The sequence below is a fragment of the Rhizobium sp. S96 genome (assembly GCF_030382195.1).
Lineage (GTDB): Bacteria > Pseudomonadota > Alphaproteobacteria > Rhizobiales > Rhizobiaceae > Rhizobium.
In genome coordinates, this window is record NZ_JAUDRY010000006.1 from 296,296 (window position 1) to 315,556 (window position 19,261).

The following is a 19,261-nucleotide window of genomic DNA, read 5'->3' on the forward strand; positions in this document are numbered from 1 at the left end:
CGGCATAGTGGCTGTATTCTGCCGCGTGTTCTGATCGACGATCGCGACGGGAGCGGAAATGACCACGCCAGCAGCGGGGACGTTGCCCAGACGCGGCGGGAGAGAGCGAGCGCGCGGTCGTCGCGGGAGACGAAGAGCGTGAAATGCGGCCGTTGCTTACCCATGTCGACAATCTGTGAGCCGAAAACGTCGACATCAACGTCCGGCGACGCCAACATGACCCCGGTCGAGCGCAATGCGCCCTCATCGCCAACTTAGCCGAGGAAAAATTAGCATCCCATGCCGGCGCAGGCCCGTAGTATCCCGTAACGTCTCTAGTACCAGGATCACACCGAGTGCATTCCCTTACTCATTCCAGCGCGGAGATCAGTTGGAAAGCACCAGCCTCCCCGAGGTGGTTGCGGTAATATGCTCAGCGATCGCACGCCTGATATCTGTCACCGTATCGAACACACGATTATCGAGGTCGATGACGTGGAACCGGACAGCGATGAACCGCAGACGGTTATCGACCGGAACGGCGATCCCGACTTCCTGACCATTAAAGATGACAGCTTGCTTGCGCATGCCAAACCTCCGCCCTCGCACAACCATGCGCACTATTAGCAATAATGAATGAAAGATTTGCGACGCCCTCAGGGGCTTGAAAGCCGGTATCGGGTCCAGCCGGCGCAACACGTTCGCTCCGCCACCATGGAGGCGGGCAGTCGAAAAGATTGGCTCATCGTCCCTCCCTCCCGGCATCACCAACCAGATGCAATCCGAAGATATATGCAGGGTGAAGCACACCGCCGCCTTGGGCAAAAACCTAGCCCAGATGAACGCCTCAAGCAACTGATTTTCCGATGATTTTAGAACATCTAATTATATGACAATTACCGCACTTGCGAACAGGATTTGATGTACGTCCATCCGGCGCCTCCGCGGAACGGAACTTGCAAGGTTAGCAATCTGTAAACCGATCGAGGTGCAGTTGTAGTGAATTGGGACAGAAATGAAGACTTCCTGCCATTGTTGTTGGTGATGGGTGGACGAGATAAATACAGGCATATCGGATCACTGCGTGATGTCGCAGAAGCGCTAATCATTGCGTGGCCCTCGGATGACGGTGAGGAATACATGGGAGCCATCAAGGCGTGCCTGGAAGCAATTCACGGCAGGGTCCCAGCGAAGGAAGCGCGCATCGCCCTCATTCGAGCCGCCGAGGAAGCTGGTATCCCGGTGATCACCGTCGTCCACTAGAGGCGCAAGGCACCATCCAAGATCCCCGTGTCCGCGCGGTGTGCTTGGCTGAACCTAGCGTCACTTATGCCTGATTGGGCGGGTGCCATCATTCGTAATGCACGCGGAGCAACTGATGGCCGGCCTACGGGGGAAGTCCACGCTACACTGCCCTACCGACCAGCGTTCCGATTCCAGCGGTCAGCGCCATGGCAAAGGCGCCCCAGAAAGTGACGCGTGCGGTCGCTTTCAGGACGTTGGCTCCACCTGCCTTTGCTCCCACGGCGCCGAGCACTGCGAGAAACAATAGGGAAGCGATCGAAACCGCCGTCACCAGGCTGGACGCAGGTGCAATCAAGACCATCCCAAGCGGCATCGCTGCGCCGACCGCAAATGTAAGGGCAGACGTAAGGGCGGCGATCACCGGTCGCGCCGTCGTGATTTCCGATATGCCGAGTTCATCTCTTGCGTGGGCTTCTAGCGCATCTTTTTCCATCAATTGGTCCGCAACGCGCCGGGCAAAGTCGATCTCGACACCACGCTTGACGTAAGCTGTGCCAGTTCCTCGCGCTCTGCCTCTGGCTGGGTCGCCAGCTCCTGCCGCTCGCGGGCGAGATCCGCCTGCTCGGTATCCGATTGGGAACTGACCGAAACATATTCTCCGGCCGCCATCGACACGGCACCTGCCACCATCCCCGCGATGCCGGCGATCAGGACGTCGGAACTTGCTGCCGAGGACGAGGCAACCCCTACGATCAGGCTCGCCGTCGAAACGATCCCATCGTTGGCGCCGAGAACAGCCGCACGCAGCCGCGGTCTGCTCGGGCGGCGATCAGACGCCAAAGCCCGCTGTCTCTCCAAATATATTAGATGCTTACAGGTCCGCAATTTGATCCAGCACAACGTTGCAACACCGGATTTACCCTATTGATCAAAGCGGCCCCCCATTTGTGGAGCAAGACCTGAAAGAGGAGACACGAAATGCGCACCTTCAAGCTGGCGACTATCGCCCTCCTTGCCCTTGCCGGCACAATCGGGATCGCCTCCGCCCAGACAAATGGTCCGGACGTTGCGCAGTCGGGCGATCAGTCTCATTCCGATCCGTCGAAGATGATGCCCGGCATGATGGATCGCGGAACCATGATGCAGCCCTGGATGACCGAGGACATGCCCGCTATGGGACCCATGCGCGGTCACATGATGAAGATCATGTTCGCCATCGCGGATTCCGATGGGGACGGCGCGATTTCTTTCGATGAGATGGTTGCGATCCACAAGCGGATCTTCACTGCGGTCGATACCAACCATGACGGCAAGATCACACCCGACGAACTGCGGGCGTTCATGCAAGACAGGTGAGCGCAGATTCACCTGGTCAGAGTGGTGTTTCGGCCCGTGAACAGCGGCGATGTCATGCCATTGATCCGGTCGCGCCGATGCAGGAAATCGATACTGAAACACTGAAGCGCCTGGCGAAGGCGACTACGGCCGCACCGTCTTCGTCAGACAAGACATATTCAGTGCCCCAACGCATCCTTTGGAAAACCTGCGGCGATGCTGTCGATGAATTTGCGGACGCCGGGCGGCAGGCCGTGGCGGGTGGTGAACACGAGATGCACCAGACCCTGCATGCCGCTCCACCCCGGAAGAACCCGTACGAGCCTGCCTTCATCAAGCGCCTCGCGACACGTGTGGTCTGGAAGCAGTGCGATGCCGAGGCCCGCCACGGCGGCGGCGCGAACAGCCGTAAAGTCGGCGCAGCCCATCCGTGGGGTATGGCTCAGAATATGCCGTCGGCCATCATTCGTTTCGAGATGCCAGTCCACGTCACCTTGATCGTCGCTCGTCGAAAGAGTCGGATGATTGCCAAGATCTTCAATGCCGGTGACCCGACTGGCAATCTGCGGGCTGGCGACGAGGATACGCACCGAATTTCCCAGCGAGCGCATAGTCAGCGAAGCGTCGCCGTCAAGCGACGTTCGAACCCGGAGTGCGACATCGATCCGCTCCTCGATCAGATCGACAGGGCGGTCGATCGCGACGAGTTGCAGGCGCACTTTCGGATAGCGCTCGAGAAACTGCGTCACCAGTCTGGAGACCAGCTCGACCAGGCCAGTCGGGCAGCTCATCCGGATCAGCCCATGTGGCTCCGAGCGCGCTTCTGCCACCAGCGCTTCGGCCTGCTCCGCCTCCGCGACCATCGCCTTGCAATGTTCGTAGAAGGTCTGCCCGACATCGGTCACTCGAAACCGTCTGCTCGAGCGTTCGATCAGTCGGACGCCAAGCCGGGCCTCGAGACCGGCGATACGACGGCTAAGCTTCGACTTCGGTTCGCGTAGCGCCCGCCCCGCGGCCGCGAACCCACCATGTGACACCACCTCCGCAAAGTACACCAGGTCGTTCAGGTCAGATCGCATCATCGTTCTCCAGATAGAACGCTAAGTAACATTATTGCCGACTATTTGCATCAGCGTTCTGCTGGCATGTTCTTTCTCAACGGCAAGCGGCCGCAACACAAGGAGCTAAGCAATGACCAAGAAGTTCGAAAACAAAGTAGTGGTTGTCACCGGAGGCACGAGCGGCATCGGGCATGCCACGGCAAAGGCCTTCTCTGAGGAAGGCGCTTCGGTATTCATCACTGGTCGCCGCAAGGAAGCGCTTGATGCTGCAGTCAGGGAAATCGGCGGACGCGTCACCGGTGTCCAGGGCGACATGAGCAACCTCGTCGACATCGACCGTCTCTACGACGCCGTCCAGCAGAAGCACTCCCATATCGACACCGTCTTCGCCAATGCCGGGGGCGGCGAGTTCGCACCGCTTGGCGCGATCACCGAAGAGCACTACCAGAAGACCTTCGATACCAACGTCAAGGGCGTGCTCTTCACCGTCCAGAAGGCGCTTCCGCTGCTTCGCGATGGCGGCTCCGTCGTCCTGACCTCGTCGACCACTAGCGTCTCTGGCACGCCGGCATTCAGCGTCTACTCCGCGACCAAGGCGGCCGTCCGCAACTTTGCCCGCAACTGGATCCTGGATCTCAAGGATCGCCATATCCGGGTCAATGTTGTCAGCCCCGGTGTGACGGACACGGCTGGCCTCAACGAACTCTTTGGTGATGGCGACAGCGCCGAAAACACCAAGAACTACCTCGCCGGCCTTATCCCGGCCGGCCGCATCGGCAAGCCGGAAGAGATCGCCAAGGCGGTGCTGTTCCTTGCCTCCGACGAGGCCTCGTTCGTCAACGGCGTCGAGCTGTTCGTCGACGGCGGTCAGGTTCAGATCTGATCAGCTAGTCTTCGAGAACGGAGTATGGCAGGCATCGCCATGCTTCTCGATCGACTCGCAGATAAATCTTCGGGAGGGCGACAGCGCCCTCCCCCTGATACGAAGAAGCGCTCATGCGGCCGTATGCTTGAGGCAGGAATGAGCGGCCAGTTATGCCCAATCCCTCGGCATCGAGCAAAGGATAGGCTTCGGCGGCGCCGCATGTGACGATCCGGTGACGCAATTGGAAGAACGGTGGAAACGGTTGTTACCAGCCTGACATTCGGGGGCACTAAAGAGGCGACAGCTTAGAGCCCGGCGCCGGTTTTCCGGCGGGGGCGCATCGAACTGGAGAGCACCGCCGTGAAGATTGTTCAGATCACCGATACCCATTTCAGCCCGTCAAAGCCGCATTTCAACGGTAACTGGCAGCCTCTGAAGGAATGGCTCGAGAAGAGCGGTGCGGACCTGATCGTTCATACCGGCGATCTCTCCGTCGATGGTGCGGACAAGGAAGAAGATCTGCGTTTCTGCATGGACCTGATGCGACAGGTTTCCATTCCAATGCTGCTCGTGCCGGGCAATCACGACGTCGGGCATCTTCCGGGCTCCCTGCAGCCGGTCGACCAGGTCCGGCTCGGGCGCTGGCGCAGCGTGGTCGGCCCGGACTATTGGGCCGAGGATGTCGCCGACTGGCGGCTGATCGGCATCGACAGCCTGCTCCTCGGATTCGAGGACGCCGAAGAAGAAGCGCAGTTCGAATGGCTCGAAAAGACGCTCGCCGAGCGCTCCGGCCGGCGCGTCGCGATGTTCGCCCACAAGCCGCTGTTCGTCGATGCGCCCGATGAGGGCGACACGGGCTACTGGAGCGTTCGTCCGGCACAACGTCGCAGGCTCTTCGATCTGATCGCGGCCCACGATGTCGCGCTGTTCGCCAGTGGCCACCTGCATTGGGCATGGGCCGGGCGCCACCTCGACACGTCGCTCGTCTGGGGTCCTTCCGCAGCCTTTATTCTCGGCGGCATGGAACGCGACATGCCGGGCGAGAAGCTCATCGGTGCTGTCGTTCACGAGCTCGATCAGGGCGTAACCAGCCAGATCGTCGCCGTTCCTGGCATGGTGGCGCATGTGCTCGACGACATCGTTGCCGAGGTCTATCCGCACGAGGCTCACAAGGTCCAGACGGAGCCGGCGCAATGAGCGCGCTCTCCCTCAAGGGTATTGCGAAATCCTACGGCGACAACGCCATCCTCAAGGGTGTCAGCCTGGATGTGCAGCCGGGTGAGTTCATCGCGCTCGTCGGCCCCTCCGGCTGCGGAAAGAGCACGCTCCTTCGCATTCTCGCCGGCCTCGACCATGCTGATAACGGCGAGATCAGCATCGACGGCCGCGAAATGTCGGGCGTCGCCGCGGCAGACCGCAACATCGCCATGGTCTTCCAGTCCTACGCGCTCTATCCCCACCTGACGGCGGGTCAGAACATCGCCGTGCCGCTCGCGATGCGCCGGCTTAGCCGGACACAGCGGTTTCCGTTTGTCGGACCGCTCATGCCCGGCCACCGCGCGATCCGTTCCGGCATCGCCCGCGATGTCAAGGAAACGGCAAAGGCGCTGAAGATCGATCATCTGCTCGATCGCAAACCGGCACAGATGTCAGGCGGCCAGCGCCAGCGTGTTGCATTGGCCCGTGCGATGGTGCGCCATCCGAGCGTCTTCCTGATGGACGAACCGCTCTCCAACCTCGATGCCAATCTGCGCGTTCATGCCCGCGGCGAGATCGTGGAGCTTCACCGCCGCGCCGGCGTGCCGACCGTTTATGTGACGCACGACCAGGCAGAGGCGCTTTCGATGGCCGACCGCGTCGCGGTCATGATCGGCGGAGAATTGCTGCAACTTGCAGCACCGCAGACGATCTACGACGATCCGGCCCATGTCGAGGTGGCCCGCTTCGTCGGCCAGCCGCGCATCAACCTGCTTCCAGCCCGCGTCGAGAATGGCACAGTCGCTTTCGGCGATATCAGGCTGAAACTCGATGACAGGGCTTTTGCTGGCTCCGAGGTGAAGCTCGGCATTCGTCCGGAATTCGTACAGCTTGCGGGCGATCGGCAGGGAGCGTTGTCATCGCGGATCGAACGCATGGAGTTTCTCGGTTCCGAAGTCCTGCTTTTTTGCCGCCTGGACGCAATCGGGGAAGCAATCGTCGCCAAGCTTGCACCGGCCGAAGCCGCAGGCCTTTCCACCGGTATGCAGATCGGCCTTTCACTCGCTTCGGACAAGGCATTGGTCTTTGCCGAAGATGGCCGCCGGCAGCGCACATTGCCGTTGACGGTCGATGCTTCCAGGGAGAAAGCCCATGGCTAGCATCGCCATCAGTCACGCGGGTTCGGTTTCGGCTGCTGTCCAGCACGAGCGCAGCGAGGCGCGCACCGCCTGGTTGCTGGCGGCGCCCGCAATCGTGCTCCTTGTCCTTTTCGTGCTGCTTCCCGTCGTTGCCGTGCTGATCCTCGGCTTCACAGATTTCGAACTCGGCGTCGGCAACATCCGCTTCGTCGGCTTCGAAAACTATGCCCATCTCTTCAGCGACCGCATCTTCCGCAAGGCGCTCTGGAACACGACGCTCTACACTGCAATCGTCGCACCCGTTTCGATCCTGCTCGGCCTTGGCGTCGCGTTGCTGATCGAAAGCGAAGGCTGGGGGAAGAGCTTCTTCCGTACCGCCTATTTCCTGCCGGTCGTTTCCCTGATCGTCGCGATGGCAACCGTGTGGCAGTATCTGTTTCATCCGACCATCGGTCCGATCAACGCGTTGGCCGGCCTCGTCGGCCTCCCCAAGCTTAACTGGCTCGGCAGTTCATCCACCGCGCTCTACAGCCTTGCCATCATCGGCATCTGGCAATCGGTCGGCTTCAACATGGTGCTGTTTCTTGCCGGATTGACGGCAATCCCGCGCGAGCTCTATGCCGCGGCCGAGATCGACGGCGCCAAATCGTCGCTTGATCGCTTCCGGCTCGTGACCTGGCCGATGCTCGGACCGACGACGCTTTTCGTCGTCATCATCAGCATCACCAATGCCGTGAAGACCTTCGAGACCGTGAAGACATTGACGGATGGCGGTCCGAACCATGCCTCGGAGGTGCTGCTCTTCACCATCTACCAGGAAGGCTTCGTGTACATGAAGGTTGGCTATGCCTCCGCCATGACCATGGTCTTTCTCGCCATTCTCGTCGTGCTGATGTTCCTTCAGTACCGTATCCTCGACCGGCGGGTGCACTACACATGAGAACACAGTCTCGTCTGACGCCCGGCCGCCTGTTGCGCCTGGCGCTCCTGATCCTCGGCGCCGTTATCTTCCTGGCACCCTACATCTTCATGATCTCCACGGCCGGGAAGGCGCAGGACGATATCTTCACCGCCGCCCTGTCGCTTATCCCGCAACAGTTCCGCTACTTGGAGAATTTCAGCAAGGCGCTCGAAAAGGTCGATATGGGCCGGCTCCTGTGGAACGGCGTTCTCGTCTGCGCGCTGATCTTCTTCTTTCAGGTGGTCGTCGCCATTCCTTGTGCCTACGCCATGGCCAAGCTGCGTTTCCGCGCGGCGCGCACCATGATGGCTCTTGTCATGCTGGGGCTGCTTGTGCCGATCCACGCCACGGCGCTGCCGCTCTATGTCGGCTTCGACAAGCTCTCGCTGCTCAACAGCTATACCGCGTTGGTCGCGCCGTTCACGATCTCGGTTTTCGCGATCTTCCTGTTCCTGCAGTTCTTCCGCGCCATACCTGACGACCTCATCAATGCCGCGCGGCTCGATGGCATGTCGGAACTCGGCATCATCTCCGGCGTGATCGTGCCGAACGCATGGCCGGCGGTCACCGCATTCGCGATCTTCTCGGTCGTCGCGCACTGGAACGATCTCTATTGGCCGCTGATCGTGATCAGCAAGCCGCAATACGCCACGCCGCCGCTTGGTCTCATGAACTTCCGCGCCGCGGAAGCCGGTGACGACTACGGGGCGCTGATGGCGGCCACCATCATCATCACCATCCCTCTCGTCGCAGCCTACCTGTTCGCCCAGAAGCGCTTCGTCGAAGGCATAACCATGACCGGTCTCAAAGGCTGACCGGTCGAACCCAGGAGAACCAGCGATGAAGCATTTCACCAAGTTCCTCGCAGCGGCTACGCTGTCGATGGCTGCGGCCCTGCCGGCCTATGCCGAAACCACGCTGACCGTGCACTATCCCATGCCAGGTTTCTTCAAGGACGTTATGGATACGGTCTCGAAGAAGTTCATGGAAGAAAACCCGGACATCAAGATCCAGTTCGCCGCGCCGTCCGCGACCTATGAGGATGGCATTCAGCTCATCCTGCGCCAGGCCGGCACCTCGGAAATGCCCGACCTGACCTTCATCGGCCTCAACCGCCTTCGTATGCTCGACGCACGCAATGTCGCTGTCGACCTGACGCCGATTGTCCAGAAAGAGGGCAACATGGCGGAGCAGGGTTTCTCCGACACGATCCTGAAACTCGCCCAGGTCAACGGCAAGCAGGTCGGCCTCGCTTTCGCGACCTCGAACCCGATCATGTACTACAACGCCGATCTGGTGAAGGCTGCCGGTGGTGACCCTGATAACCCGCCGAAGACCTGGGACGAAGTCATCGCGCTCGGCGGCAAGATCAAGGCTCTCGGCAATGGCGTCGACGGCATCGACTTCCGCTGGCAGGGCGACGACTGGATGTTCTCGGCGCTGCTCTTCGGCGCCGGCGGATCGATGCTGAGCACGGACGAACAGAAGGTCGCCTTCAACGGTCCCGAAGGCCAGAAGGCCGTCGACCTGATCGCCCGCATGATCAAGGAAGGCGGAATGCCGGTGTTCACCAAGCCGGCAGGCGAGCAAGCTTTTGCTGCCGGCAAGGTTGGTTTCGAGTTTCAGACGACTGGAGCGCTCGTCAACACGATCAAGAACGTCGGCAAGAAGTTCGATCTGCGCACCGCGAAGATCCCGCTGATCGATCCTGAAAAGGGCCACCTCCCAACGGGCGGCAACGCCGTAGTCATCCTGACTCACGATACGGCCAAGCAGGAAGCCGCCTGGAAGTTCGCGAAGTTCGCCGCCGGTCCTTACGGCGCTTCAGTTGTCGTCCCCGGCACCGGCTACGTCCCGAACAACGAACTCGCCGCCAAGTCGGCTGAGTATCTCGGTGACTTCTACAAGAAGAACCCGCTCTTCCAGGCCGGCCTCAGCCAGATGCCCCTGATGGTTCCGTGGTATGCCTTCCCGGGATCGAACGGCGTCAAGGTTACCCAGACCATCGTCGACAACCTGTCGCGCATCGTCGACGGCTCTGCCGAACCGAAGGAAGCGCTTGACGATGCAGCCGGTGATGTCGAAGGCATGCTGCCGCGCAGCTAAGACGCATTATGAATGATACTAGGAACCGCCGCGCCTGACGGTTGCGGCGGTTTCGCCTTGTTCAAAGGTGCGCACGGTGCCTCCTTCGCGCAGGGCGTAGGGGAGCTCGAGATGCCGGCGCGGCGCATTGTTTTCGGCGATATCGAGCAGCAGCGAGGCGGCCGTCGTCCCCATGATGGCATCCGGCATCTCGATGGTCGTCAGCGGCGGATCGATGAGCTTGCCGATCGCGATACCGTCGAATCCAGCGACAGACACATCACCGGGAACGGAAAGCCCTTCGCGCCGTACCGCGCCGATGACGCTAAGCGCGATCAGATCGTTCGAGCCGATGATGGCCGTGGGGCGATGAGCCTGCAGGGCGCGACCGAGATCCAGTTGGTCGTAGCCGCTCACGAAGGACGTCTCGATCGCATCGAGCGGCACCACGCCCGCGTCCTCCATCGCCTTCCGATATCCGTGGTATCGCAACAGCGCCCGGTCCGAGGCAGCGAAATTGCCGGAGACATAGAGGATCCTGCTATGTCCCTTCGACAGCAGGAATTCGGTCAGCCGGTGCCCTGCCCTGTAGTTGTTGACCGTCACCGCCGCGGGAAAGCGCTCGCTTGGCGAACTGCCGAGAAGCACGGTCGGCGGCAAGTCGCGTTCGGCCGCAAGACTGGTGCCACCGTCGCAGACCGTGAGGATGAGACCGGTCGGACGCTCGCCCAGCAAACTGGCGACAGCATGCGCTTCCTGGTCCGGATCATAGTTCGACTGGGCAATCAAAACGCTATGGCCGGCGGCCAACATGCGATTCTGTATGCCTGAGAGAGAAGAGGCAAAGACTGGATTGGTGACGCTTGGCACCAGGACACCGATGACGGGGCGTCGGGTATTGCGACTGAATGGAGCACCGAACCCGTAGCCGATCTCTGCTGCGGCCCGCCGCACCCGAAGCGCGGTCGCCTGGCTGACGGGTCCGCTCAGGTTCAGGACCCGGCTTGCGGTCGCTGACGAGCACCCCGCCCGCAACGCAACCTGTTTCAGAGTCGCCATCAATCGTCGCCCTCTTCTCGGAAGATAATTTGGGGCAGATCAATACACACGGCTTGTCATGGAACGATGACGGAAACGCAGTGGATACAAAGCTGTCGCACGACTGCCCGCGAGCGCATCGTGCCCACCAGAGCGCGCTCAAGATGAGTGCACGCGTCGCTTGCCCATCATTACAAATCCTTTCAGCTCAGCAATCATTTGAAACACTGCGGCCACACCGAGGTCACGCTTCGTGGTCAAATGCTTGCACATCGCAACGCAACAGGTCGGCAAGAGAGATGCCAGTCTGACAGTTGCGTAAGGCAGGTTTTGCCGGACTTATGTTGATGATTTTTGATTGGCCCGTCCAAGAGCCGGGTCGTGAGTATCGCCCTTCCAACCCCTCAAGGAAAATGGCGATGGGCCGGATAGGCTCTCGATCGCTCGGCCTGAAAACGGCGAGCGATCGATCTCTTTGCTACGAGCGATATTAGAGCGGAAAGACAGATGTCAGAGACAATCCAGAAGCTGTGCGAGCTTCGTACACAGATCAGTTGCTGCGACGCAACCACCGCGACGCTGCTCCCAAAAGCAACACACAGCCTGATCGTGGAGGTCCTCGACGCCGCGCCTGCATGTGCTTATGTTGTCGATTGCCTTCCTGCTATCAGCGTCTCGATGAACACGCTTTTGCGGGCGTTGGGTACTTTCGGACGTCAACCCCGATCTCAAGGCGCGATCGCAGACGCGCGCAGCGACCTCCTGCGAATGATCGACATCTTCTTTGATGAGGTTCGCCTCCAGCTTGCGCCTCAGAGCAACGTCGTCTTTTTTCGCGCGTAGGCTCGTCGATCAGCCATCCAAGTAGCCGGCACGAATGGTGTTGTCGGTCGTTCGACAACTGCCGGATGCAATATTGACTCCGCGAACTCCCCTGATCCGGCAACAGGTTCATCGGCATCTCGCGACCGCTCAACCGCTTACGCCTAAATAAGCGCGGACACACCGTCCTCGGCTGCCAGATGTCTTTTGATGGCCTCCTCTGAACAAAAAATCGCAGGTCATTTATCGGGTTGCGGAAGTCAGCTTTATATTTACGGTACTATAAGGTACTTTAATGATTCACCGCTGACCGGCCTGAGTTAAAGCAAGTGTCAGCGTGCGTGTGCGGATGATCCGCACGGCTAAAGCCAATCCCAACTTCCCGCCAGACAACACGGTCGACACATGTCTTCCGTGCGGTTGTTGCTGTGGCTCGAGTTGGCGGCGGCATGTCTCTCAAACCAAGACAGGGAAGCGCCATGAGCATCTTCGGCAGCATGAAAACAGCGGTATCTGGAATGGCGGCGCAGGCAAATCGCTTGAGCACGGTCGCCGATAACATCGCCAACTCCAATACGACGGGTTACAAGTCGGTCTCCACTGCGTTTTCCTCCCTCGTATTGCCGTCCACGACTGGCAACTACAGCTCAGGCGGCGTGCAGACGACGGTGCGCCAGGCCGTCGCCGAACAGGGTGATATCTCCTATACGACGTCGGCATATAATCTCGCGATCTCAGGGGACGGCTTCTTCATCGTCACTGGCGCAGACGGTACGCCGGTCTTGACGCGCGCAGGCGATTTCTCCGTCGATTCCAGCGGCAATCTCGTCAACAGTGCCGGCTACACGTTGATGGGCTACTCCTATGACTCAGGCGCTCCGGCCGTCGTCGTGAACGGCTTTGATGGCCTTGTTCCGATCAATGTCAGCCAGTCGGGCCTTAGCGCCGTGGCTTCCACGTCAGCCTATTTCAGCGGCAATCTGGATGCGAGCGCGGAAGTTGTTTCAGACACCAGCACATTGCCGAGCGCCAACGACGCAACGACAATCACCGACGACACCAAGAAGATGTCGCTGGTGGCCTATGACACCCTCGGCAACACGGTGCAGTACGACTACTACTTCACCAAGACCGGCGAAATTACCGATGCGAACGGCGCCGTAACGGGCTCGACCTGGGAGGTGGCGGTCTATCGCAATGCCGACGCCACGACAGGCGGTACGACCTCTTTCCCCTATTCGTCCAGCGCCGTCAGCGTTGCCACGCTGAACTTCGATGCGAATGGGCAACTCGCATCGGCCACCGATACGGACATCGTCGACCCGGTAACGGCCGGGACGATCACGATGGACTACTCGGACTTTACGCAGCTCGCATCTGATTTCGCGGCCACCGGGTCCGCCGACGGTCAGGCCGCAAGCACGGTCAGTTCCGTCAGCATCGGAACCGACGGCGTCGTGTCGGTTTCCTATTCGAACGGAACGACAAAATCGCTGTATCAGATCCCGCTGGCGACCGTTGCAAGTCCCGACAATCTCACCTTGCTCAGCGGAAACGTGTACAGCGCGAACGGCGCGTCGGGTGTAACGGTGACGGGCTTTCCGCAGTCGAACGGGCTTGGTTCCATCCAGTCGGGCGCTTTGGAAAGCTCCAACGTCGATCTGGCCGGCGAACTGACTGAGATGATCGAGGCTCAGCGTTCGTACACCGCCAACTCCAAGGTCTTCCAAACCGGCTCGGACATCATGGACGTTCTCGTCAACCTGAAGCGATAAGGACAGCCGCCGATGTCATTGTCCGCCGCGCTCAAGACGACAAAAAGCATATTCAGCACGACGACCTACCAAAGCAGTGTTGTCGCCAACAATATCGCCAACTCAAGCAACACCGACTATGTGCGCAGGGAAGCATCGGTCACGACCTCACTTGATGGAGCACAGGTCGTTGCCGTCTCTCGCGCGCAGGAAGATGCACTGCTGACGCAATATTTGCAGGCGAATGCGAGCGATAGCGGACAGCAGACCTTGCTCGACGGATTGGAGCAACTGAAATCGATCCTTGGGGGCAACGATTACGAACGTCCCCAAGCATATATCTCGCCGCTTTTCACGAGGCACTACAGACCTTTGCAGCATCACCGAGCAGCTCTGTCGCCGGCCAGGCGGCAGTAACCGCGGCGCAGGATCTGGCAAACTCGCTCAACGATGCCAGTGACAGCGTTCAATCTCTTCGCGAGGACGCCGATGCGGAAATTGCGACCCAGGTCGACACGCTGAACAGCCTTCTGGCGCAGTTCCAAGCGGCAAATGATGCCGTCAAGGTCGCAACTGCAACCGGCGCGGATACGTCGAGCGCGCTTGACCAGCGGGATGCGCTGCTCAAGCAGATATCGTCGATCATCGGGGTTACCACGATGACCCGCGATAACAACGACATGGCGCTGTACACGAGTGACAGGACAACGCTGTTTGAGACGACGGCCCGCAGCACGAACATGACCAGTCGGATCAGTGCGTCCGAGACCGCCACATCCTCAACCAATGCCAACTCGGACGGAATGCGTTATCTCGCCCTGGCGGCGACCGTTATCTCGGCGATCGGATCGCAGGACATCAGTGCTGATGCTCTAAGCGCGGTAACATCATCGGCAATAAGCTATGCATCTCAGGCCAGTTCAGCCTTGGTTACCAACAGAGCGTTCTTGGGCTGTCGCAAGAGCGCGTCGAAAAGGCCAACGACGCACTGGACGCACAATCGTCTCTCCTGACGACCCGGCTGACCGAACTGCAGGGTGTTGATACCTACGAAGCATCGACATTGATCAACACGTTTCAGACGCAGCTCGAAACCGCTTACACGCTTGTCTCGAAGCTGCAAAGTTTGAGTTTGGTGGACTATCTGTGACGGGAGAAAATCGTGGCTGGTCGCGATTTGCCGTGGGAACAATATGCTATTGGCAGATAGACTGCAGGCCTGCGGCCAACAGTCGTCAGGTCCTGCTAGGCTGTCCAGTCTTCTATTCGCAAGCCCGGAACGCGGTCGAACTCACGCCGATTGTTCGTGACCAGTATCAGGCCCCGTGAGCGCGCATGACCGGCAATTAGCTGATCATAAGGTCCAATCGGTGTTCCGCTCCGTGCGAGTTCGGCCCGCAATTGGCCTGTATGGCTTGCTGCCATTTGGTCGTAGGCGAGCACCTCGAGCCGCGCCGCAAAGCCTTCGACGACAGATAAGTTTCTTTCTGGAATTGCTGATTTTTCGGCGCCGTAGACTAACTCCATCAAGGTGACCGAGCTAATGCACAGCTGGCCATTGTGACGGTTGAAAGCCTCTCGTACTTGCTGTGGCCTGTTCTTCACCGTGAAAATGCAGATGTTGGTATCCAGCATGTACTTCAGCATTAGAATGCCTCGCGCTCCTGCAAGGCTGGCTGGTCGCGCTCGTTCATGAAATCGGATGTTACTGCTTCACCTTCGAACCAACTGTCCCAAACTTCTCCGGCAGGGGCAATAATCCTCGTGCGCCCGACAGCAACGATGTCAACGCGCTTCACGTCATCAGGCAGGGCAACAGCCTTCGGCAACCGAACGGCCTGGCTACGATTGTTTTGAAACACGGCTCCCTGCTCCATCTTCAGCTCCATGGATATACAAATAGCATATCCCATTTAGTTTCGTACGCGGGATATGTCAATGGGATATACAACGGTTCCAGGTTGCTGAGTTGGTGAGCGATGCCCACCAATCCTGCAGCTGATCCACCACGCCGATACAAGCCGCCTAGGTGCCAGGCGCGAGCACGAAGTTATGCTCCACCTCCCAAAACCTGTCCGAGAAACCGAGCTCCTTGGCGCGTTCGGCGTCGTTCGTCAGGCGAAACTTGGCCAGCAGACTTTCCTTAACTCCGAATACCGCGTCGGAATTAATGTAGGGATCGTCGGGATCGAAAATATGCGTTGTCAGCGTTTCGAACCCATTCGCCTTGATGATGTAGTGGAGGTGCGCAGGGCGATAGGGATGACGACCGAGCTGACCGAGCAACTGCCCGACCGGCCCGTCATCTGGTATCGGGTAGAACTTCGGCTTCACTGCGCGGAACCAATACCGTCCATCGGCGCCTGTCCGGAAGATTCCACGCAAGTTGAAGTCCGGCTGAATGCCCTTTTGCTGGACGTCGTAGAAGCCTTCGTCGTTGGCCTGCCAGACATCGATGACAGCGTTCGCGATCGGGGCACCCTCCGTGTCGAGGATCCGGCCGCTGATCACCATATCCTCGCCTTTCTGGTCGAGGCAGATATTGGCACCCATCGGCAATTCCGGTGCGTCGGCGACGTGGAATGGCCCGAGCACGGTGCTCTCTGAAGCTCCCGAGGGCTTTCGATTGTTGATTGCGTCCACAAGCATCGATACACCCAACACGTCCGACAGCAGAATGAACTCCTGCCGCCAGTCGGTGCAGGTGTGCCCCGTACGCGTGAGAAACATGATCGCCTGCATCCACTCGTCCTGAGTCGGCTCCAGTTCCTTGACGGCTTCGTGCAGCTTTCGCGTCACGACCTCCATCACCTGCTTCAGCCGCTCGTCCTTTGCGTTGACGTTTCGGCTCGTGACGACTTCGACCGAGCTTGCCTCAGTGAAGTATCCTTTTTCTTCGCTACTCATCTTCATCTCACCGATCCAGGACGGCTTTCATGACGCGGCGCAATTCGCCTTCGGCGTTGGCCACCACCGCCTCGGCACGCCATGCGACGTGGTGATCAGGACGCACAAGCAGCACGCCGGAATCACGGATTTCATGGGCCCGTGCCCAATCGCCGCTCAAATCCTGCCAGACCTGCCGCGGTCCGATCTTGTGTACGTTGATCTGGATTCCGAATTCCTTGGAAACGGCCTTCGCAGCGGCGACCCACGCATCGCCGCCGATACCCGTCAGGATCGTGAAGACCCCATCGCCAGTCAGATCAAGACTGGAGACCTTTTCGCCGTCCTGGCCAAACAGCCAGACATGCGGCAATCGTGCGCCTGGCCATGACGTCGGCTGGAAATGAAGTTCGGCATCCCTCTCAAATTTCGGTTCCGGCTGTCCGTCCTTGACGACCGCCTCCGAATTGTAGCGGTGGTTCATCTCGACGCCGTGCGCGTCGAACTCATAGACCTTGCTGGCAATCGCCTTGCGAATGGCCTCGCGCTGACGCTCTGCGTCAGCCGTGTCGTTGCATCGAGCGTCCATGTTCTGCTGCATTTTCACCGGATCGACCGAATCCAGCAGACCCAGCGACTTGAAGATCGGTCCGAATTCCTCGATCGACTTGTTGGCACGGGTTACGATCTGTTTGGCGATCGGTGCGCGCTCGGCCTGGTAGCTGTCGAGCAGACCCTCGCCTGCTTGTCCCTTGAGCACCATGGCCAGCTTCCAGGCGAGATTGAATGCGTCCTGAATGGAGGTGTTCGATCCGAGGCCGTTGGATGGTGGATGCCGATGAATGGCGTCACCCATGCAGAAGACGCGACCCTTTGAAAGCGTGGTCGCATACATGTTGTTGACGGTCCAGGTCGACACGGACTTGATCTTCGGTTTCAGATCCGGAACGCCAACGAGCTCCCTGACGACCTTGGTCGCGAATGCATCGTCAACCTGCGGGGCCGGTTGATTGATGTCGTAGCCCCAGACGATCAACCACTCGTTCCATGGCCGGACCATGCGCACGAGACCCATGCCGATGCCGCCGACATCGGCGCCCGGTTGCAGCACCCAGTAGAGAACCGACGGCCGGTGGGCCACATATCTCGACAGATCGGCTTCGAAAAGGATGTTCATCGATCCGGCAACACCCATCTTGCCTTCGAAGGTCAGCCCGGCGTGCTCGGCGACCTTGGAGTTTCCTCCGTCTGCTCCGATCAGAAACCTAGACCGTATCGTCAATTCCTTGCCCGTCAGGCGGTCAAGGCACGTGGTCGTCACCCCCTCGCCGTCCTGAACGTGGCTGACATACTCGGTCGACATGCGCGATTGAGCACCGCGCGAACATGCGGTCTTGAAGAGCAGCGGTTCCATGAAAGTCTGCGGCAGGTCGTTCATCCGGCTGGGAGACGACAGGAGGTGCTCGGCCCTCGACAGCGGGTGGTTGCCCCAGCTTTGCATCCGGCCGATTTCTTCGCCTGCGACTGCCGTGCAGAACACGTTCTGCCCCATCAGATCCTGCTCGACGGCGAACATATAGGCCTCGTCCTCCACATCGCGGCCCAGATCGCGCAGAACCTCCATCGTTCGCTGGTTGGTGATGTGGGCACGTGGCGTATTCGCGAGCCAGCGGTAGCGGTTGATGACAAGCGGCTCCAGTCCGCAGCTCGCAAGAAGCGCCGCCGTCGCAGACCCTGCGGGCCCCGTTCCGATAATCAAGACGTCGGTGGTAATGTCAGCCATTCGGCCCTCCCTTTTCAGAATATGAAGCAGATCCGCCCCTCAGGCGTCGGCGGACCGGAAAGAGTTCCCATCCTGTGCGGTGGGAGATCAGACCCCAGAGCCCCTGGGGCGCGAAGAGCATCGTGACGATCGCCAGCGCCCCGAGCGCCAACAGGTACCAGGATCCGTAGCTCGAAAAGGCGTTCTGCAGCAGGAAAAAGACCAGCACGCCGAGGATAGGACCTTCGATCGTGCCGATGCCACCGATCACCACGATGAAGACCACATAAGCAGTCCAATCCGTGAGCGAAAACGCCGCATCGGGGGAGATGCGCCCCTTCTGCAAGTAGATGAGCGCGCCGACCACGCCGGTCACGAAGGCGGTCAGCAAATAGATCGCTGTCTTCAACCGACGGGCATCAACGCCCAGGGCCCGCGCCGCCGTCTCGTTGTCGCGCACGGCCGCAAGCCCGAGGCCGTGCTTGCTGCGCAGGAGTTTATAGACAAGCGCGATCGTCGCCACTGCCGCTGCCAGCGCCAGCCAGTAGGCCAACGCATCAGCAGCAGCCGACGGGCGCATGCCAAACCAATCTGCAAGCCCGGAAATTCCGACCATCTCACGCGTGGCGTCGCGCGGCAGCGAGGTGCCGGTACCGCCACCCAAGGCTTTCCATTGCGCAAGGATAAGCCGGCCGACCTCCGCGATGACCCAGGTGCCGATCGCAAAATATGGACCGTAGAGTCGAAAAACGAAAAAGGCCGTCGGGATGGCGATCAACGCGGAAAACAGACCGGCGACGGGGATGGCTAGCAGCGGATCCCAGCCTGCCAGGATCACGGCGGCAAACAGGGCGTATGCACCGCAGCCTACGAAGAGCTGCTGTCCAACCGAAATCAGCCCGGCATAACCGGCAAGAAGATTCCAGCTCTGCGCCAATGTCAGCATGGTGAGGATGAAGAACAGATCCTGCACGACCCCGCGAGAGACGGCAAACGGCGCCGCCGCCATTGCGACGACTGCCACGAGCGAGACGATCGAGAAGATGCCGGACAAGGTGGTCCGCGTCTCGATCTTCCACTCGCTTTGCATGTCAATGTCCTTGGTCATGGTCTCGAAACCGGTCGTCATGAT

Annotated in this window: 18 protein-coding genes and 3 pseudogenes; 11 read left to right on the top strand and 10 right to left on the bottom strand. The window is 59.8% G+C overall.

All coding sequences use genetic code 11. The features are described 5' to 3' along the window. Positions 1–86: 86 nt before the first annotated feature. Positions 87–221, bottom strand: a pseudogene (locus QTL94_RS28430) (alpha/beta hydrolase); the annotation flags it as partial. Positions 222–366: 145 nt separating this feature from the next. Continuing rightward, positions 367–567: a hypothetical protein gene (locus tag QTL94_RS09055; protein ID WP_065692628.1), complete on the bottom strand. Its 201-nt coding sequence runs from the start codon at positions 565–567 to the stop codon at positions 367–369. Between the two features lie 411 nt (positions 568–978). Here QTL94_RS09055 and QTL94_RS09060 point away from each other — a divergent pair, with 411 nt between their 5' ends. Then, a complete protein-coding gene (locus QTL94_RS09060) occupies positions 979–1,242 on the top strand; it encodes a DUF982 domain-containing protein (RefSeq protein ID WP_289801280.1) in 264 nt (87 codons plus the stop codon). 142 nt (positions 1,243–1,384) lie between these two features. Here the strand turns inward: QTL94_RS09060 and QTL94_RS09065 are convergent. Next, positions 1,385–2,064, bottom strand: a pseudogene (locus QTL94_RS09065) (VIT1/CCC1 transporter family protein). 138 nt (positions 2,065–2,202) lie between these two features. Here QTL94_RS09065 and QTL94_RS09070 point away from each other — a divergent pair. Then, positions 2,203–2,580, top strand: a complete 378-nt coding sequence (locus QTL94_RS09070) for an EF-hand domain-containing protein (protein WP_289801281.1) — start codon at positions 2,203–2,205, stop codon at positions 2,578–2,580. Between the two features lie 158 nt (positions 2,581–2,738). Here QTL94_RS09070 and QTL94_RS09075 read toward each other — a convergent pair whose 3' ends face one another. Next, on the bottom strand, positions 2,739–3,641 hold the full coding sequence (locus tag QTL94_RS09075; protein WP_289801282.1) for a LysR family transcriptional regulator: 903 nt from the start codon (positions 3,639–3,641) through the stop codon (positions 2,739–2,741). A gap of 109 nt (positions 3,642–3,750) precedes the next feature. Here QTL94_RS09075 and QTL94_RS09080 point away from each other — a divergent pair, with 109 nt between their 5' ends. The 6 genes from QTL94_RS09080 (at position 3,751) to QTL94_RS09105 (ending at position 9,888) form a co-directional block, all read left to right on the top strand. After that, on the top strand, positions 3,751–4,503 hold the full coding sequence (locus QTL94_RS09080; protein ID WP_289801283.1) for an SDR family NAD(P)-dependent oxidoreductase: 753 nt from the start codon (positions 3,751–3,753) through the stop codon (positions 4,501–4,503). 342 nt (positions 4,504–4,845) lie between these two features. Then, positions 4,846–5,682, top strand: coding sequence for a metallophosphoesterase family protein (locus QTL94_RS09085; protein ID WP_289801284.1), 837 nt, complete (start codon positions 4,846–4,848; stop codon positions 5,680–5,682). Next, a complete protein-coding gene (locus QTL94_RS09090) occupies positions 5,679–6,842 on the top strand; it encodes an ABC transporter ATP-binding protein (protein ID WP_289801285.1) in 1,164 nt (387 codons plus the stop codon). Before QTL94_RS09085 ends, QTL94_RS09090 begins: the two co-directional genes overlap by 4 nt. Further along, positions 6,835–7,761 carry a carbohydrate ABC transporter permease gene (locus tag QTL94_RS09095; RefSeq protein ID WP_289801286.1) on the top strand — a complete coding sequence of 309 codons (927 nt, stop codon included), beginning with the start codon at positions 6,835–6,837 and terminating at the stop codon, positions 7,759–7,761. Before QTL94_RS09090 ends, QTL94_RS09095 begins: the two co-directional genes overlap by 8 nt. Continuing rightward, positions 7,758–8,597, top strand: coding sequence for a carbohydrate ABC transporter permease (locus tag QTL94_RS09100; RefSeq protein WP_289801287.1), 840 nt, complete (start codon positions 7,758–7,760; stop codon positions 8,595–8,597). The genes QTL94_RS09095 and QTL94_RS09100 overlap by 4 nt, the downstream gene beginning before the upstream one ends. A 25-nt stretch (positions 8,598–8,622) precedes the next feature. Beyond that, positions 8,623–9,888, top strand: a complete 1,266-nt coding sequence (locus QTL94_RS09105) for an ABC transporter substrate-binding protein (protein WP_289801288.1) — start codon at positions 8,623–8,625, stop codon at positions 9,886–9,888. A gap of 18 nt (positions 9,889–9,906) precedes the next feature. On the opposite strand, the gene QTL94_RS09110 is transcribed toward QTL94_RS09105, so the two are convergent. Beyond that, a complete protein-coding gene (locus tag QTL94_RS09110) occupies positions 9,907–10,926 on the bottom strand; it encodes a substrate-binding domain-containing protein (RefSeq protein WP_289801289.1) in 1,020 nt (339 codons plus the stop codon). A gap of 486 nt (positions 10,927–11,412) precedes the next feature. Here QTL94_RS09110 and QTL94_RS09115 point away from each other — a divergent pair, with 486 nt between their 5' ends. The 3 genes and pseudogenes from QTL94_RS09115 (at position 11,413) to QTL94_RS09125 (ending at position 14,631) form a co-directional block, all read left to right on the top strand. Beyond that, a complete protein-coding gene (locus QTL94_RS09115; RefSeq protein WP_289801290.1) occupies positions 11,413–11,748 on the top strand; it encodes a hypothetical protein in 336 nt (111 codons plus the stop codon). Positions 11,749–12,206: 458 nt separating this feature from the next. Continuing rightward, positions 12,207–13,502, top strand: coding sequence for a flagellar hook protein FlgE (locus tag QTL94_RS09120; protein ID WP_113522857.1), 1,296 nt, complete (start codon positions 12,207–12,209; stop codon positions 13,500–13,502). A gap of 12 nt (positions 13,503–13,514) precedes the next feature. Next, a pseudogene (locus tag QTL94_RS09125) lies at positions 13,515–14,631 on the top strand (FlgK family flagellar hook-associated protein). A 95-nt stretch (positions 14,632–14,726) separates the two neighbouring features. On the opposite strand, the gene vapC reads toward QTL94_RS09125, so the two are convergent. From vapC to QTL94_RS09150, 5 genes are all read right to left on the bottom strand, one after another. Next, the gene (vapC, locus tag QTL94_RS09130) at positions 14,727–15,128 is read right to left on the bottom strand and encodes a type II toxin-antitoxin system tRNA(fMet)-specific endonuclease VapC (protein WP_289801291.1); all 402 of its coding nucleotides are present in this window, start codon (positions 15,126–15,128) and stop codon (positions 14,727–14,729) included. Further along, a complete protein-coding gene (vapB, locus tag QTL94_RS09135; RefSeq protein ID WP_289801292.1) occupies positions 15,128–15,358 on the bottom strand; it encodes a type II toxin-antitoxin system VapB family antitoxin in 231 nt (76 codons plus the stop codon). Before vapB ends, vapC begins: the two co-directional genes overlap by 1 nt. Positions 15,359–15,506: 148 nt before the next feature. Continuing rightward, positions 15,507–16,388: an intradiol ring-cleavage dioxygenase gene (locus QTL94_RS09140; RefSeq protein ID WP_289801293.1), complete on the bottom strand. Its 882-nt coding sequence runs from the start codon at positions 16,386–16,388 to the stop codon at positions 15,507–15,509. A gap of 7 nt (positions 16,389–16,395) precedes the next feature. Beyond that, positions 16,396–18,150, bottom strand: a complete 1,755-nt coding sequence (locus QTL94_RS09145; RefSeq protein WP_289801294.1) for an FAD-dependent monooxygenase — start codon at positions 18,148–18,150, stop codon at positions 16,396–16,398. Beyond that, positions 18,143–19,258 carry a branched-chain amino acid ABC transporter permease gene (locus QTL94_RS09150; RefSeq protein WP_289801295.1) on the bottom strand — a complete coding sequence of 372 codons (1,116 nt, stop codon included), beginning with the start codon at positions 19,256–19,258 and terminating at the stop codon, positions 18,143–18,145. The genes QTL94_RS09145 and QTL94_RS09150 overlap by 8 nt, the downstream gene beginning before the upstream one ends. Positions 19,259–19,261 lie beyond the last annotated feature (3 nt).

Coding starts and splice junctions, on each gene's coding strand:
- QTL94_RS09055 (WP_065692628.1), bottom strand. CDS start 567: ATGCGCAAGCAAGCTGTCATCTTTAATGGTCAGGAAGTCGGGATCGCC.
- QTL94_RS09070 (WP_289801281.1), top strand. CDS start 2,203: ATGCGCACCTTCAAGCTGGCGACTATCGCCCTCCTTGCCCTTGCCGGC.
- QTL94_RS09075 (WP_289801282.1), bottom strand. CDS start 3,641: ATGATGCGATCTGACCTGAACGACCTGGTGTACTTTGCGGAGGTGGTG.
- QTL94_RS09080 (WP_289801283.1), top strand. CDS start 3,751: ATGACCAAGAAGTTCGAAAACAAAGTAGTGGTTGTCACCGGAGGCACG.
- QTL94_RS09090 (WP_289801285.1), top strand. CDS start 5,679: ATGAGCGCGCTCTCCCTCAAGGGTATTGCGAAATCCTACGGCGACAAC.
- QTL94_RS09095 (WP_289801286.1), top strand. CDS start 6,835: ATGGCTAGCATCGCCATCAGTCACGCGGGTTCGGTTTCGGCTGCTGTC.
- QTL94_RS09100 (WP_289801287.1), top strand. CDS start 7,758: ATGAGAACACAGTCTCGTCTGACGCCCGGCCGCCTGTTGCGCCTGGCG.
- QTL94_RS09105 (WP_289801288.1), top strand. CDS start 8,623: ATGAAGCATTTCACCAAGTTCCTCGCAGCGGCTACGCTGTCGATGGCT.
- QTL94_RS09110 (WP_289801289.1), bottom strand. CDS start 10,926: ATGGCGACTCTGAAACAGGTTGCGTTGCGGGCGGGGTGCTCGTCAGCG.
- QTL94_RS09115 (WP_289801290.1), top strand. CDS start 11,413: ATGTCAGAGACAATCCAGAAGCTGTGCGAGCTTCGTACACAGATCAGT.
- QTL94_RS09120 (WP_113522857.1), top strand. CDS start 12,207: ATGAGCATCTTCGGCAGCATGAAAACAGCGGTATCTGGAATGGCGGCG.
- vapC (WP_289801291.1), bottom strand. CDS start 15,128: ATGCTGAAGTACATGCTGGATACCAACATCTGCATTTTCACGGTGAAG.
- vapB (WP_289801292.1), bottom strand. CDS start 15,358: ATGGAGCAGGGAGCCGTGTTTCAAAACAATCGTAGCCAGGCCGTTCGG.
- QTL94_RS09140 (WP_289801293.1), bottom strand. CDS start 16,388: ATGAGTAGCGAAGAAAAAGGATACTTCACTGAGGCAAGCTCGGTCGAA.
- QTL94_RS09145 (WP_289801294.1), bottom strand. CDS start 18,150: ATGGCTGACATTACCACCGACGTCTTGATTATCGGAACGGGGCCCGCA.
- QTL94_RS09150 (WP_289801295.1), bottom strand. CDS start 19,258: ATGACGACCGGTTTCGAGACCATGACCAAGGACATTGACATGCAAAGC.